Annotated in this window: 10 protein-coding genes; 3 read left to right on the forward strand and 7 right to left on the reverse strand. The window is 65.5% G+C overall.

Annotation, left to right across the window (positions count from 1 at the left end; translation table 11 throughout):
* Positions 1-316 precede the first annotated feature (316 nt).
* The 7 genes from ACGFK1_RS31610 to ACGFK1_RS31640 all read right to left on the reverse strand — a co-directional run bounded on the left by ACGFK1_RS31610 (position 317) and on the right by ACGFK1_RS31640 (position 11,622).
* A complete protein-coding gene (locus ACGFK1_RS31610) occupies positions 317-2,026 on the reverse strand; it encodes an iron-containing redox enzyme family protein (protein WP_393439304.1) in 1,710 nt (569 codons plus the stop codon).
* The gene (locus tag ACGFK1_RS31615; protein WP_393439307.1) at positions 2,026-2,355 is read right to left on the reverse strand and encodes a hypothetical protein; all 330 of its coding nucleotides are present in this window, start codon (positions 2,353-2,355) and stop codon (positions 2,026-2,028) included. The genes ACGFK1_RS31610 and ACGFK1_RS31615 overlap by 1 nt, the downstream gene beginning before the upstream one ends.
* 22 nt (positions 2,356-2,377) lie before the next feature.
* Complete coding sequence (locus tag ACGFK1_RS31620) at positions 2,378-3,016, reverse strand: hypothetical protein (RefSeq protein ID WP_393439310.1); 639 nt, start codon at positions 3,014-3,016, stop codon at positions 2,378-2,380.
* Positions 3,017-3,148: 132 nt separating this feature from the next.
* Positions 3,149-4,648, reverse strand: a complete 1,500-nt coding sequence (locus tag ACGFK1_RS31625; protein WP_393439313.1) for a flavin monoamine oxidase family protein — start codon at positions 4,646-4,648, stop codon at positions 3,149-3,151.
* Between the two features lie 24 nt (positions 4,649-4,672).
* Positions 4,673-7,330, reverse strand: a complete 2,658-nt coding sequence (locus ACGFK1_RS31630) for a peptidoglycan-binding protein (protein WP_393439315.1) — start codon at positions 7,328-7,330, stop codon at positions 4,673-4,675.
* Positions 7,331-7,332: 2 nt separating this feature from the next.
* Positions 7,333-9,657, reverse strand: a complete 2,325-nt coding sequence (locus ACGFK1_RS31635; RefSeq protein ID WP_393439318.1) for a hypothetical protein — start codon at positions 9,655-9,657, stop codon at positions 7,333-7,335.
* Positions 9,658-9,675: 18 nt separating this feature from the next.
* Positions 9,676-11,622, reverse strand: coding sequence for a hypothetical protein (locus tag ACGFK1_RS31640; protein ID WP_393439321.1), 1,947 nt, complete (start codon positions 11,620-11,622; stop codon positions 9,676-9,678).
* Positions 11,623-11,714: 92 nt separating this feature from the next.
* Here ACGFK1_RS31640 and ACGFK1_RS31645 point away from each other — a divergent pair, with 92 nt between their 5' ends.
* From ACGFK1_RS31645 to ACGFK1_RS31655, 3 genes are all read left to right on the forward strand, one after another.
* Positions 11,715-11,852, forward strand: coding sequence for a hypothetical protein (locus ACGFK1_RS31645; RefSeq protein WP_393439324.1), 138 nt, complete (start codon positions 11,715-11,717; stop codon positions 11,850-11,852).
* Positions 11,853-12,046: 194 nt separating this feature from the next.
* Positions 12,047-12,943: a hypothetical protein gene (locus tag ACGFK1_RS31650; RefSeq protein WP_393439326.1), complete on the forward strand. Its 897-nt coding sequence runs from the start codon at positions 12,047-12,049 to the stop codon at positions 12,941-12,943.
* A 66-nt stretch (positions 12,944-13,009) separates the two neighbouring features.
* Positions 13,010-15,169, forward strand: a complete 2,160-nt coding sequence (locus ACGFK1_RS31655) for a hypothetical protein (RefSeq protein ID WP_393439329.1) — start codon at positions 13,010-13,012, stop codon at positions 15,167-15,169.
* The last annotated feature ends 26 nt before the right edge of the window (positions 15,170-15,195 follow it).

The raw sequence follows: 15,195 nt of genomic DNA on the forward strand, positions 1-15,195 counted from the left end.
AGCGTGGGCCGCACCAATCCCTGACGAAGACAACAGTATGAGCAATCCCGCACCAGTTGCGCTCGCTACTCGAATCATGATCGCATCCCTCCCATTGCAGCTGTCGTCCTCAATCCTGGCGCTGGCCGTACGCCATCGCGTGAGTAGACAACTACTCGAATTCGCGCGACGCCGCCTCGATGTAGACGTGGAGCGAGAGCTTCGAGGCCAGCGGACTTTTCGTCGTTCATCACTCGTTCGGATGCCGCTGCGTGCGCGCCGGGCAGAAGCTGCAGGCGCTGCACAGCAACAACTTTGGGAATCTGCGGCTAGATCTTCAGTGCACGCTGCCAGACCCGAGGATCTGACCTGTCGGGTGGGCGGTCACCCGGTCGGGCGGTGACAGCAGGGTTATCGGGCGCACCGCGTCCTGCGCGGCTGGCAGCGGGCAGCGTGCGTTGATCCACTCGGTGATGACTTGCGCACCGGTTGTCCCGTCCTGGGTCTCTGCCGACAAGGCGTGTGCCATTGCGTTGTTGCCACGAACGATGGCGGTGATCAGCTTGCTGGATTCGGCGTCGCCAGACACCACCCAGCCGCTTTCGGCTCGGGCCAGTGCGGCCATCAAAGCTGTTGCAGGCAGGTCGAACCACCACGCCACCGGTTGGGTGGTCTGTTGACCCGAAGAGCGCGGATCGTCGCCGGTGAGGGTCGCGGCTGCGTGCGCGGCGACCCCGTGCTGGCGGTCTCGCAGGCCGTCGATGAGTGACCGCATCCGTTCGGCGATCGGTGCCGGCGATCGTGGCGGCGCGGGCGGTGCAGGCGCCTTTGGTGACAACGCTCGGACCCATTCGCGCCAGGTGTTCAATTCGGCGTCGGTGAAGATCCGGTACATCGGACCGGTCGGCGTGGTCAGCCGGAAGAACGGGCTGCCCTCGGGGTCACCGGGCTTGACGAAGCCGTGCTCGACCAGGGCCGCCATCAGCGTCGGCGGGTCGTCGAACAGCTCGTTGAGCAGCCGGTCGCCCAGGCGTTTGGTGCCGTGGTTCAACCGTGCCTTGGCGGCTCGCGTAGCGATCATGGCCGCGACTTTGTCGGCCGCTATCGCCGGGCGTGCGCGGCGCGCGGCCATTTCTGCGCCGAGTTCGCCGGTGGTGGCGAACGCGACGTAACCGTCCCACACACGTCTCCACTGATCCTGCACGGCGTCGTCTCCTGAGGAGATGCGCACCTGCTCCAGGTAGAGCGTGATCGCGCGTTGGGCCATCGCGCCGTGTCCGGTGGCGGCATTGTCGATGGCCACGTGCAGTTCATAGAACTGGGTGTCCAGTCCAAAGTGCCGGTTGAGCAGCACCATGTTCTTCAACTCGATCGATCCCCACTCCAAATACAGGGTCATACCCAGCAATTCGGGCAGAAAGTCCTGCGGGAACTGTGAGATCACCAGCTGGAACAGCGGCAGGGTGAACGCGGCGTCGACGATCGCCGCATTGTCCACATAAGCGCGTGACCGGATACTCGGCAATTCGAATCCGACACTGCGCAGTAGCTTGGTGTATACGTTGGCATGGTTGAGCGCCGGATCCGCACCGCCCAGTTCGTCGACGTAGATCGAGAACAGCAGGGAATGCAGTTCATCCATGGGGCCGACGTCGGCGATGGTGCGCAGCCAGGCGCCGTCGGTCTGGTTGAACGGCGCCATCTGCAGGATCCAGTCGACGACATCGTCGCGGGTGCGCAGTGACCAACTCTGGGCTGCGTCGTAGCGCGCCACGTCGTCGGCCATGCCTTGATAGGTCTCGTCGCAGCGGGTTTCGAACGCTTGACGGGTGTAGGTGAATGGGCGCAGTTCTGCTTCCAGCACGGGGTCTTGCTGGCGTCGGCGAGCGGCGTCGAGAAACTTCTCGGCCAGCTCACGCGCGACGGGGACGAACCCGTCGAACGAGTCGAGGTTGAGCATGATGTGGAAGTAATCGCGGTCCCGCAGGCCCGCGTATTGCTCGGTGTCGCTTGGGATTGCGGTCGCCGCGACCGCGGTCTTGATCATCAGCCGCCGGCACTGTCGCTGACGATCACGTTGCCCAACGTCAGCGGCGGGCCGCCGTTGATGACCAGCGTCATCGTGTAGTCACCGGCGGGCAGCGTGAAGGTCGTCGACCGCAGGGCAGACTCGTCCGGTTGCAGCGAACCGCACGGAACGGATTTGCTGTCGCCGGAGCCTTGGTCGTCGAGGTCGAAGATGTCCTGGTAGTCGTCACTGGCGGTGTCACCGGTGTTGCGTTCCTGCCAGTTGACGCTGAATTCCTGTCCGGCGCTTGGGTTTACTGGATCGGTGACAAAGGTAACCTGCTCGTCGAGCACGATGATGGCGGCCATGATCGGTCCTTCGGGTCTGCGGCTATTGCGAGATATGCAGTTTGGCGAACTGGGCGCCGGCGGCGATGTAGAAGTCCACCCAGGCGCGTTCGCGCTCATCGTCGGTGCCCGCGCTGTCGGGGTCACCGAGCGGCTGGGCCAGATCGCGGCTCATGTCGGTCCAGAACAGGTTGCCCTCATCGGGTGTGAGTTCGTAGCCGTTGTGGTAGCCGAGGGCCAGCGCGGCGTTGTAGTAGTGCTGGGCCAACACCCCGCCTTCGGGCCAGAAGTCGTTCTGCTCGGCCGACCATTCGAAGAACCGCGACTTGACGAAGTCCACCTTTTCCTTGAGCGCACCCATCACGATCCCCTCGGAGAACCCGGCCGATGAACGGGCGGCTTTGATTTCGCGGGCCGCTTCCGCGTACCCGGCGCCGATGGCGGCGAATTCCCCCGCCATCGCGGCGACGCCGACGGTGACAGGCCACGCCACCCCTGAGCCGACGCCTTCGAGCACCTCACCGAGGGTGGCGATGACACCGGTGGCGCCGCCGGCGCTCGCCACAGCCAGCACCACCTCGACTCCCTCGACGACCTCGGCGGCGGTGTGTACCCAGTCGATCGACGTCGACGTCGGGTCGGTCAGCGCGCGGTCGACCGCTTCTTTGATGGACTCTAACATGTTGTACTCCCTGCGTTTTCGCCTCCGTAGGAGACGGATGTGTCTATCGTGTCAGCGTTTTCGGTGCACCCGCACGAGTAGTGCAGTACCTGTTTGTCGATGCCAGATCACGGATTGTGCTGCGAGGCCGCGCTATTGCACCGCCTCCAGACATTCGGCGGCGATGATGTCGCGCGCGGCCCGCATCCCCGATTGCAGGGCGCCTTCCATGTAGCCGAAGAACCCGACGAACGACTGCTCGCCGGCGAAGTACAGTCGCCCGTGCGGCTCAGCCAGCGCTTGACCCACCGTGGTCACCTGTCCGGGTGACGGCACCGAATACCCGGTCATCACGCCGTCGGTGTGAGGCCAGTCGACGAACCGTTCCGCCGTCGGTGCGTAACCGGGGAAAATCTGCGACAGTCCGGCCCGGTACCCCGCCTCGTCAGTGACGAAGGTGCCGCCCGAGTAGACCGACAACCCGAATTCCGGCTGTGTCGGTTGGCGGTCGGTGCTCTCCCACACCGACCCGAGCTGGTCGGCCAGAGCGCTGGGCGCAAGCGCCGAGTCCAGCCAGAACTGGGTCGCGAAACTGTTGAGATATTTCACCGCCGCACCGTGAAACATGGTGCGCTGTGCGGGATCCCACGGCAGGAACGAGGTGATCTGCGGCCACACCGTGGGCGGTGCGGTCAGGATCAGGTAGTCACTGCTTCCCTGGCCAGATACCGACGTGAAGTTGACGCAGTCGGACTGCACGTCGATGGCGGTGATCGCGTCGCCCGGCCGGACGCTGTCGCCGATCTGGGCGGCCAGCGCGCCGACCAGTTGATCATTGCCGCCGCCGCAGCGGTGGGTTTCGGTGTAATTCCAGTAGCCGCGCAGGCCCTCGGCGTCGTCGCCGACCCGGCCGGCGCTGACCAGCGCCAGCAACCCCAAATAGCTCTGGCTGGCCGTCGGTGCGCAGTTGTCGTTGCCCAGGACGAATTCCAGGAAGGCGCGGGAGAAACTGCACGCCGGGGGCAGCAATTGATCCAGCCGTGCTGAGACGCTCATCGCGTCGTACGCGCCCGCACCGGCCGACAGCCACGGATTGACTGGGTCGATGTTGGCGGCATCGGCACCGATCGCATCCAGCACCGGCTCCAGTTCGTCGTGGACCTGCTTCTTCTCTTCCGGCGTGAGGTCGTGATCACCGATGCGCAGCCGCACGCCCAGCCCGGCGTCGCCGTAGTCGGAGTCCTTGCTGATCTCCACCAGCTGCAGGCCGAACATCGACGCCAAAGTCACCCACATCGGATGGTTGGCGCCGATGAGTTCGGCGCCGGCCTCCACCGTCTTGCCTGCGATGAAGTCGCGGTCGGTGCGCACACGGCCGCCGAGGCGTTCGGTCGCCTCGAACACCACGGCGGCCACCCCGCACTCGTGCAAATACCACGCCGCCGCCAGCCCGGCCAACCCGCCGCCTGCGATGACGACCTGCAGTTCGCGCAGTCGCGAACTCGCCTGCAACGCCGCCGCATTCAGCGACTCTGGCAGCAGCCGCGCGTGCATCAGCGCGGTTTGTTTGGCCGCGGTCAGGGCCATCAACTGCTCGCCGTTCACCGGCGCACCGAACACCGCGTTCAGCTCGGCATACCACCGTGTGGCCATTTGGTTGACTCCTTTACTGTCCGGCTATCCAGCCGGAGTAACCTGCAGTTGGCGTCCCACGAACGGAGCCCAGTCCGTCCACGGGCCCGGACCGTCGGGATCCTCGTAGCGCACCCGGTAGTCGAAGCGGGGCTGGTCGGGGCGCAGGCCCGCGACGATGTCGTCAAACGAGAAAGGGATCGACGCGGACATCGACGGCGTCTCTCGGGTCAGCGTCACCCGGATCGAAGGCGCACTGCCTCGGCGGATCTCGGTGTCCAGGGCGAAAATGCGCGGATGCGTCGACGGCAGATTCTCCGGGTGCGCGAGCTGATAGCTGCTGACCGTCACCGACGCGGTCAGCGGGCTGGCGGCGGCCAGCGTGTGGATCCGCTCGAGTGTCGCAGTGCGGTCGATATGAAGATCTGCCTGACCGAAAACCAGTTCAGCTGCGCCGATCAACCGCGGGTCGGGCAGCTGGTCGGGATGAGCGGGGTCCAGGCGCACCAGCGCCGACCCGGCCGGCGGGGCGGGCGGCCAGGCTGGTGGTGGATGAGGCACGAAAAGCGCCTGCCACGTGGGCGTGTCGATGACGCCGGTGACCGGCAGCCCGGCGCTGCCCTGATAGGACCGGACCAACCCTTCGGTCTGGTCACCGAAGTCGCCGTCCACGACGACGTCATAGCCGAGATCGTGCAGCCGCTGCTGCACCAAGCGCACGGCGGGGACAACGACGCCGGGGTTCTTGGCGATGGGTGTCGCCGGCGCGGGCGGCGGTGCGGGGTTGAACAAAGCCTGCCAGGTTCGTGCGTCGACGACGCCGGTGACCGGCAACCCTGCGCTGTTTTGAAAATCCCGCACGATCCCTTCGGTCTGCTCCCCGAAATCGCCGTCGACGACGACGTCGTAGCCGAGGTCGTGCAGGCGCTGCTGGATGCGGTGGGCGTCCGGTGACACGACGCCGGGATTCTTGGCGATTACCCCGGCCGGCGCCGCCGGTGCAGAAGCCGCCGATGCCGGCTGGGCAACCGGTGTCGCCACCCCGGCAGGCGCGTTCAGCGTCAGATGGGCAGGCACCGCCGACAGCGCCACCGCGCTGACGGCCTGCCCGTCAGCGCCCATCGCCACCAGCGTGCCGCCCAGAATCTGGGTGTCCATCGGCTTGGTGGACCGCGGCGCCACCGCCGCGTACAGTGCCGGTGTCCACCCGTCGGGCCACAGGGTGGGATCGGGCAGAGGAATCAGGCTGGTGTTCACCAGGTCTCCGGCGATCGAGTCGAGACTCAGCCGAACCGGCACATCGACGGTGGTCGGTTTGGCGCCGTCGGTGTCGGATGTGCGTAGCGCCAACCGGACTCGGCCTTCCACAGCGGTGGCGTCGGTGGGGTTTGGCGGCGCGAGCTGGCTGCACAAGAACGTGTAGAACTCCAGCGTGCAATCCCACACCAGCTCGAATCCGCTCGGGTCGATCGAGTCCGCGGCTGACACGGTGGATGCGCCAAGGCCGCTGAGGAAAGTGGTCATGTCGAACGAGGCGCCCTGGTAGCCGCCGATGACCAGCTCCGGGTGCGGCACGTACTGCGCCGCGCCGATCGCGGCCTGCAACGCCATGCGCCGCTGGGGATCCACCCACGGCACGATGCGGAAGCGCACCCGCACCGCGTAACTTGGCTGGGCGCCGTTGGTGCCGGGCACCTCGTGCAGCAGCACGCTCATAGCAGGGGTGTTGGCGGTGTTGTCATAGGCCAGCCGGTACTCGTCGGGTAAGACGTTGTACACCGAATAGCTTGGGGAAGCACGCCAATAGCCGTTGGCCGTTGGTGCCCACACCGCGCCGTCGTCACCGGCATCGACCCCGGGCAGTCCCGCGTAGATCGGCCGGTAGTAAGCGATGACCGTAGGGTCGAAGTGGAAGTCCATCGGCGGCCAGTGCACCGGACAGGTGGTGGTGATCACCACCCCGGGGGTCGGCCTGACCCGCAACCTGCGCACGGGTCGGTACCGCAACGCCGCCGGGTTGGCCTGCAGGTCGGACGCCGAGATTGCGTGCAGTACAGCAGGATTCAAGACGATTGGGTGATGGATCGGGTGCGGGGTCGGGCCCACCGGCGTCGGCGACGGTGCCGGTTGCGGGTGGGTCAATTCGCGGTAGTGCGCCGTCGCGGAGACGTGCAGTGACAGTCCCGGCGTGCGCATCGCTTTGATGATCGTTTCCAGATCCACCGGTGCCGTGGCCACCAGCCGGTCGATCGCGTCTGCTCGCGGTGACGGCTCGAACGCTATGGTGAACGTCGGCGAGACGAACCCCGGTGTGGCCGACACCAACTGGACCGCGTAGTCGGTCAGGGGGAATATCCCGGCGTCTGCCGGCGCACTGGCCCGCAGCCGGTCAAGGCCGATGCGTAGCTGCCAGCCCGTCGTGGTTTTCGTGAATGCGACCATCGGCACCTGCGACGTGCGGTCGCGCCGGCCGAGTTCCAGTGTCGGGGTAAACCACGACGTGCCGTCGACCGCTTTGGTCGGAGTGCCGATACCGCCTGGGGCGCCGTCGATTTCGGGCGCGTCGTCGACCGAAGCCGCTACCGCGCCGAACTGCAGCTGGGTCAGCAGCGCGGCGTCGAAGTGCGGCATCAGCGTCATGGTGGGTGTGTCGCTGACCTTCAGCGCCGCGACGCTGGTGTTGATTGGTCCGGTGACTGCCATGATCAGTTTCCCGCCTCGAGGACCAGCAGCGCGTCACTGCTGTTGGTCGGCCCGACGATCTTCTTGCTGCCGTCCGTGCCGTACAGCGTCATCGTGTAGGTGTAGGCGGTGGCATGCGGGTCGTACAGCGGCACCGTCCAGGTTTGATCATCAGGTTTGGCGGCGCTGAATTGCATTGTGTGCGTCTGGGTTTCACCCGATCCGGGATCGGTGTAGTCCAGCCGCACCGCGACCAGTTTGTACTTGGACATGTCCAACACCGCCGGACTGACCTCGATGGGCAGCAGCGAGCTGTTCACGTCGCCGACCAGCACCGTGCCCTCGGCGCCGTCGCGCCAGTCCCCCGTCGAGGTCGAGCCGTCGGCGTAGGTGACGTCGGCGCGGTAATTGAAGGTGCGTTTGGTGGCGTCCCGCAGGTTGACCGACCACGTCCAGGTGTCGCTGGGTGAGGTGAACACGTGGGTGCCTTCCTCGTGGTAACCCGCTGCGGTGTCGGAGTATTTGGCCGACACCACGATGCGTGCCACCGGCGGGAACGCGCCCCGGGGCACGAACACCACGTCCATACGGTCGTTGAACGGTGCGTCGATGAGTAGCGTCGCGGCCGAGGCGTGCTGGTCGGCCACGGTGATGGACTGCCCGCTGTGCATCCGGAATACCGCGCTGTACTGGTATTCCTTGACGTCGGTTTCGCCGGTGTAGGTGAACCAGTTCTGTGTCGGCGTCGAGGCGGTGAGCACCACCCGCGTGGAAGCGGTCGGCAGTGACACCCCGGGCAACGAGAGCGAAACCTCGACCGAGTCAACGGCATTCCATGGCACCGCGCCGGCCATTACGTTGACCGCGACGCAGTCCAGCCGGTCATATCCGATGATCAGGCTGCGCTCGCTGGTGCGTACCGGGGCGATCTCACTGGGCTTGGCCGCGGCCTTGTAATTGACCTTGCTGGAGTAGGTGTAGGTGTCCTTCGGGCTGCCATCGGCGTTTTTGGCCATCGGGGTGCGGAAGTAGCACACCTCGTCGCCCTTGACGAAATCACCGGTCATGGTTTGGGTGACGACGTTGCCGGTGCGGTCGTCGGTTTCGTGATAGTCGAGGGTGACCTGCACGTCGGCGATCGGGTCGTGATCGAAGTCCGCGGTCACCCGCACCGGGACCTGCAAGATCGAGAAGATCGGCTTGTTCAGATCGACCTCGAGGAACGCCGCTTTGAGTTGCTCGACTGTCACGATGCCCAGCAATGCGCTGTTGGGATAGGCGGCGAACGTGCGGGTGATGTTGCCGGTGAAGGTCATGTCGAGGTCGGCGGTGGCGTGCTGGATGAAGTCTTTGAGCCACAACTGATTTCCCCCGGCGACCGGTACGCCGGGATCTTTGAAGTTTTGCATCGGGTCGGTGCCCAGCTTGGCCGCATCGAGCTGGCCGTTGACGACAGGCTGGCCGAACATGTTCTTCAAATAGCTCTGCGCTATATCCAGCGCCAGGTCTTCGAGCTTCTTGGTCAGCGCGGGGTCGTTGGCGGTGGCGATCTGGTTCTCGTCGAACTCCACGGTCAGGCTGCCGCACATGTCACGCAGCTGCTGCAGGCTACTCACCTGCGGGTAGGTGCGCACCGGGACCCCGCCGGAGGACTCCACGATGGTGGAATGCTCCTTGAGCTCGTGGTACACGTCGTCGGTGTGACCGTGGATGTGAATGGTCAACGCCGGCAGCCGCGCGGCGAACTGCAGGGTGTAGGCCACGTGCGCGGGCAGCTTGCCCGAGTCCATCGCACCGCGGAACAGCCGAACCCCCTCCTCGCCGAGGCCGATGGTGAACGACGCCACATTCGACGCGGTCAGCGACGGATGGGTTTCACTGTCTCCCGGCTTGAGGAACGTCGGGCCCAACGCCGAGGGCAGGCAGAACTGGACGCCGCCGTCCACCCACGTTGGGTATGCCAGCACCGGTTCACTAGCCAGTGCCTGACGCCAGGCCAGCCGGATCATTCCACCCGGCCCCAGCACCGGCATGGCGTGCCCAGCCAACGCGCCGCCGCGCAGATAATTGCGGATCTTGTCCTGGTCTTCCTGCGATACCGTGCATTCGACGGTCAAGTTCAGTAGACCGCCCTCCGTCTCGCCCGCAGGCAAGGGGTCTTTCACCCCGGCGATCAGGCTCAGATCGCGCGCGTAGGCGAATAGCGCGATGTCGGGGCCGCCGTCCACACCGGTGGCTGCGCGCGGCAGCTGCGGCACCATCCAAAACTTGGCGGGGTTCTCGTCGTCCTGGTACAGGTCGACGTGCGGCACATCGGGCACCACGATTTTGTTGAAGTAGTTCAGCATGGCTGCGGCCTTTCTCTGCTAGATGCCCTGTGCGGGAAGAACAATGGCGGTCGCCGACGACACGGTCGGCCCGGCTTCGGCGCGGGTTCCGTCGACGCGGAACACGGTGGTGGTCAGCGCGTAGGACGGGTCTTCGCCATTGCTGATCGGGATGTTGACCTCGGTTTCGGCGGCGCCGGGGGTCAGCGCGCGGGCCTGCACCAGGTCGGTCCCGTCCGATTTGCGGTGCACCAGGTTGATTCGGACCAACTTCACGACGGCGGGATCGAGCAGATCGGCCGCGATGCGCACGGTCAGGTTTGCGCTGCGCTGCGGAGCCACAATCAGCATTCGGTCCCGGGTGGTGGTCTGCGGTGTGCTCTGCTGATGGCCGTCGACATAGGTGGTGACGGCGCGCCAGGAGTATTCGTCATCGGCCGGATCGTCGGTGCCGAAGCGGGCCAACGCACGCGGTGCGGCGGCGTCGAGCACCAACGTGCGTACTCGGTCGTGGTAGCGCAGCTCGACGGTGGTGTTGCGCACTGTGTCGTCGACAGTGTAGGCGTGCACATCGATCTGCAAGTACCGCGGATACGGGTCGTCGATTTCGAGCTGGTGGCCGAACCCAGGCACCGGGCCGCGGTGAATCCTGTTGCCGCGCTGGAATACGTAGTCCAGTGCGTAACTCCAGCCGTCTGCGAAAGACCCCGGCGCCAGGCGCTGATAGCGGGCTCCGCGCTGCTCGCCGGTGAGGCGCACCGGCTCGCTGGTCGCCGGGATCTGGCCGCCCCCCGAAAAAATGGTGACTACGATCTCGTCGAGATCGGTCCAGTCAACCGCCAACGCGCTGACGTCGACGGTGAGACGGCCCACGTCGTCGAGGCTGATCGTCAGCTGATGAGCATCGGATTGTCTGGCGGGCAGGGTGATTCGGTTGGCGGAGGCGGCGAACTGGATGGTGGCGCGGTAGGAGTAGGTGTCGCGGTGGGCCGCGGTCCACCGGAACCGGGCATGCAGTTCCTCCTCGGAAGTGGTGAACGTGAGGGTCTGCGTCTCTCCGGCGTAGCTGATGTCCACGAGCACCGCAGCAATGCCGTCCTCAGCGAAGGCGGCGTTGGTGCGCACGGTCAGATCCAGGATCGGCATGATCGGCGCGCTGAGGTCGGCCTCGGACACGAAGCCGTGGTCCCGGGCCGAGTCGAACCCGGTGACCGTACCGGTGGCCGTCAGCGGGCAGCCCAGCACCGTGCGGCCCTCGATGATGACGTCCTTGTCCGGGATGATCGACGCCGGATGGCCGTCGGCAGGCAACAGCGAATCGACAAAGCTCCAGCCCCAGCGCATCAGTTGATCGGCCACCGCACTGCCCCCGTCGGGGGCAGCCAGCATCTCCACGCCCGCCGCACCCGCCGACGCCAAGGCTTCGTGGCGATCATCGCCGGACAATCCCGACACATTGGGCCACGTCGTCCCCGCGACCCCGCCGTGCACGAAGATGTGCATCCGCCCCGAACTGACCCGACCCAGCACGTGCGGGCTCATGGTGACCTGCACCGGCGACCGCCCGGTTCTCAATGCGGTCTCCAACACCGTCGCCGTGGCGGCGTCCACGGCAATCGAGAATTGCGCCTCGCCGAACCCGTTCAGCGCCATGGGCACTTGCTGAATCTGGGCGCCCCCGACACCGGGCACCAACGCGGTGGCCTGTCCGTCGGTCCACTGCGGCGCCACAAGTGCACTCACCTCGGGGTGGCGGCGCAGCGCCTCCAGCGCCAGCGCGGTCGGTGTGAGGTCGACGCGTAGCTCGAGAATGCCACCCTGATCGCCGCCGGGGTAGCGGTACTTGATGAGATCCAGTGCCGCGGTGCCGTCGGGACGCAGAGCCAGCTGAGGCTCGGTGGCCACAACGTAATAACGCCCGGCCTGTTCGTCGTCAGCGAACGCGACGGCGCCGTCGACCTGCAGCGGCCGGTCAATGCGCAACATCGCCGCGCCCCCCGGGTGACGCGTCCTCTGCTGCAAATGCGCTCAAAACCATTGCGGCGCTGAGCTGCTGCCCCCGGGCTGTGTAATCCCCCATGACCGACAGTGTTGGCGCCGCCACGCTACGCGGCGCGAGTAGTGCACTACTCGACTTGCCCGAAGCCCTGCAGCGCGCGCACGTCGGCACCCGCGAGCACGCCCGACGCAGCACCCCGGTCACCGGCGCGGTGTGAAAACATCTGCGGCTCTTGGGCTTGTGTCCATGCCGCGCGTTGAGAACCGTCGCGCTGCGTAGCACAGCGCCGGATTCGAGTAGTCGAGTACTCATGTGCGCATCTGCGCGCGGCCATACCTTCGTGCTACCGAGCCGGTGATCCACACGGCTCGCCGGCGCGGCAAACACGCCGCACAGCTGCGGGGGGCGGCGATGACACGAATGGGGCGCGGGGCGGCGAGTGCTTGGCAGACTGCCGAATTCGACGTCGGTGACATTCACTGCTACCTCGACCCGGCCGAGCCGCACACCTGCTACTGCGTTCCCGGTACACCGACCCCCGAACGCGACGCCGCCGGCGCACCCACCCTGAGTTTGTGGGTCATCCCGGCGCACAACCGACTACAGCTGGGCACCCAGTGGGGACTAAGCCCAGCAGACATCGCCGCGGTGCAAGCGGCTGCCGACACTCGCGGCCGTGACCCGGGCGGCCCGCAGATCACCGTGGCCGTGGCCCCTCTGCACGTCGATGCTGCCGTGCTGATGCTGGGTGCCGACGGGCAGCCGTCCGAACAGATCGCCACCTCGAAAACCGCTGGCTTCGGCGCATTCCCGGCCGTGTTCACCGCCGTGCTCGACGATGCGCACACCGCGTTGGTCACCAGCGCCCTGGGCGGCGCGCCCGGCCGGCTGTTCGTCGAATACCACGCCACGCTCGATCGCGCCATCCCCGTCAGCGTCACGTTGGCCGGCAACGTGAGCGCCGAGCTCGCAATGGCCGCTCCACCGCTGTCTGACGAGCAGGCCCGCGAGCTCATCGAACAGGCGCTTGCCGCAGGACATCTCACGCTGACCCGGCAAGGTCCCGACGCCGTCGGTGAGGCCGTATGGGCACCGCTGCGCGAGGAGCTCATCGACGATGCCGTCCTCGACTTGCACACCATGGCCACCCGGGGCGCTCCGGCCACCGCGACGCTGCACCGCGAGGCATGCGGCAGTTATGACGCCAGCACGCCATTGACCCGCCGCGCGGACATCGCCGACTGGTTCCCTGGCGGAGCTAGCCGGCACATCCGCGTGCTGTCGGTTCCCCCGTCAGGCCGGCAATGACTAACACCACCATCTGTCAACCCTTGTCGGCTCACTGAGCGCCGACCTATCAAACGAGGTGAAGCGATGCTCAATGTCTCCTCAGTAGACGACGCCAGCGTGCCGGGCGTATCGATCTACGGCGATGACCAATATCCATGGAAGTTCTACGTCTTGAGCAGCCAACCCACCTTCCGGCTCGACCAGCACAACAAGCCGGTGTTTCGCTTCATCAAATATCGGCTGCCGCTTGACCGCCCGGACGGCAAGAAGGGCGGGGCGCTCGTCTCCTTCGATGTTCAGTTCGCCGTCAGCGACGACGACATGAAGAAAGTCGTCAAAGCCAAACAGGCTCAGGTCAACGCGGCCTACGGCGGCGACGGTCCGAAAGTGGAGGTGGGATCGCCGCTGTGGACCAAGGGCACCGCCAGCCTGAATCTGACGAAAGATGATGTGCTGGTCGAAAGTGTGGTCAACCCAGCGCATCCCTCGCTGTACGGTAAGAACGTCACCCCGTTCTTCCTCGAGTTAACCCCTGAGGGCGCAAGCATTTTCGAGTCGGCGCTGCAGGGCCAGGGCGGGTTCGTGCAGGTGTGCTACGAGCTGATCGCAGCCGTCGGATGCCCGGTCAACGCCACCGCGCACTATGACGCCTCGAAGGCCTACGACTTCGTGCAGCACTACGTCAGCGGTAAGCATTGGGATGGCGACGACAAGCAGATCAACGACATCACCGAAGCCTGGCATACCTCTGGCGCGGAGACCATCACCGCCGACTTTCCGCCCGGCACCCCGGCCGATCTGCAAAGCGAGGTGATGGGCCACCTCTACAAATTCCTCGACTCGATGATCACCGGCAACCCGATCGGCGACATCGCCCCCGCTGACCGCGGCACCGGCGACCAGGACATCGACCGCAACTACCACATCGAGAAGACCGAGAACTTCGACTACACCTTCCACGAGAACCAGTCCATCGACTGGCCATTCAACCCACAGGGCACGCTCCCGAACATCACCACAATCCCCGGTGTGAAGTGGAGCGACTACGCCACCGAGATCGACCCTGCCGACGACCCGTTCTACAAATCGATTGACGTGGCCGTGCGCGTCGACGTGGACTGGGATCACCTGCCCATCCACAGCGTGGACGTGACAGTCGAATACGGAAAGAACACCGGAAACTCCTACCACTTCTCCAAGCCCGACGACGTCTGGCACTTCCGGTCCTACACCAGCGACAACAACGGCTACAAGAAGTACAAGTACTCCTATGTGGTCAACTACCGTAACGAGGCCCGCACCTTCACACAGGGCCCGATCGAAACCGACAGCGAAGAGCTGACGATCACCGTCGGCGAACTGGGCATTTTCGACACCACCGCCCAGGCCAGTGGTGCCATCGACTTCACCAAGATCCCCGGCGTCGAGGTCAAGCTGCACTACGAGGACCCCGGCGTCGTCGATCCGTTCGACGAGGTGCTGGTGCTCGATAAGGACCACCACCAAATCAACTACCAGAAGGTGGTTTTCACCCCCACCATCAAACCGTTCACTTACCGCGTCAAATACATCACCGCCGACGGGCCGCAGTACTCGATCGGCCCGCGCACCGGGCTCAACGGCCAACTGTTCATCGACGGTCCGTTCACCAACACCGAAACCATCAACGTGCGGGTGCTGTCGAACTTCGACACGCTCATCGACACCGTCTTCCTAGACCTCAACTATGCCGACACGAAAAACACCTATTCGCTGCAGAAGTCGTTGGCGCTGACCAAAGACCACCCGTTCGCCGACTGGTCGTTCCCCGTGGTCGACCTCGCCGCCGGCCTGGTGTCCTACTCGGGCACCATCAAATACAAGGACGGCACGTCCGAGGACATCGCCTCCACCACGCTGGCCGCCGGCGTGCGCACCATCAAGATCGGCAGCGACGACACGTTCCTTCATCTGCTGCCGGTCACCGATCTGATCGATTGGACGCAGGTCAAGCTCGTCAAAGTCGACGCCCACTACCACGATCCGGCGCACGACATCGACCAGTCCTACTCGTGGGTGCTGCGCAAAGACGCGACGCCGCAGACCTTTGACTGCCACCTGGCCGATCCGCACGCCAACACGTTCACCTGGACGGCGACGCTGTACATGGCGACCACACCGCCGTCGACGCTGCAGATCCCGCAGCAGACCGGCGGCGACGGCGGATTCGTCATCGACCCGTCACTCGCGGGCGCCCACGTGTAAACCACGAAAGACAGCGAAAGGGAAGG

Origin of the sequence: Mycobacterium sp. NPDC048908, assembly GCF_043197955.1 — a bacterium.
Taxonomy (GTDB): domain Bacteria; phylum Actinomycetota; class Actinomycetes; order Mycobacteriales; family Mycobacteriaceae; genus Mycobacterium.

Excerpts from the sequence above, each read along its gene's own strand:
- ACGFK1_RS31610 (WP_393439304.1), bottom strand. The coding sequence starts at position 2,026 with ATGATCAAGACCGCGGTCGCGGCGACCGCAATCCCAAGCGACACCGAG.
- ACGFK1_RS31615 (WP_393439307.1), bottom strand. The coding sequence starts at position 2,355 with ATGGCCGCCATCATCGTGCTCGACGAGCAGGTTACCTTTGTCACCGAT.
- ACGFK1_RS31620 (WP_393439310.1), bottom strand. The coding sequence starts at position 3,016 with ATGTTAGAGTCCATCAAAGAAGCGGTCGACCGCGCGCTGACCGACCCG.
- ACGFK1_RS31625 (WP_393439313.1), bottom strand. The coding sequence starts at position 4,648 with ATGGCCACACGGTGGTATGCCGAGCTGAACGCGGTGTTCGGTGCGCCG.
- ACGFK1_RS31630 (WP_393439315.1), bottom strand. The coding sequence starts at position 7,330 with ATGGCAGTCACCGGACCAATCAACACCAGCGTCGCGGCGCTGAAGGTC.
- ACGFK1_RS31635 (WP_393439318.1), bottom strand. The coding sequence starts at position 9,657 with ATGCTGAACTACTTCAACAAAATCGTGGTGCCCGATGTGCCGCACGTC.
- ACGFK1_RS31640 (WP_393439321.1), bottom strand. The coding sequence starts at position 11,622 with ATGTTGCGCATTGACCGGCCGCTGCAGGTCGACGGCGCCGTCGCGTTC.
- ACGFK1_RS31645 (WP_393439324.1), top strand. The coding sequence starts at position 11,715 with ATGACCGACAGTGTTGGCGCCGCCACGCTACGCGGCGCGAGTAGTGCA.
- ACGFK1_RS31650 (WP_393439326.1), top strand. The coding sequence starts at position 12,047 with ATGACACGAATGGGGCGCGGGGCGGCGAGTGCTTGGCAGACTGCCGAA.
- ACGFK1_RS31655 (WP_393439329.1), top strand. The coding sequence starts at position 13,010 with ATGCTCAATGTCTCCTCAGTAGACGACGCCAGCGTGCCGGGCGTATCG.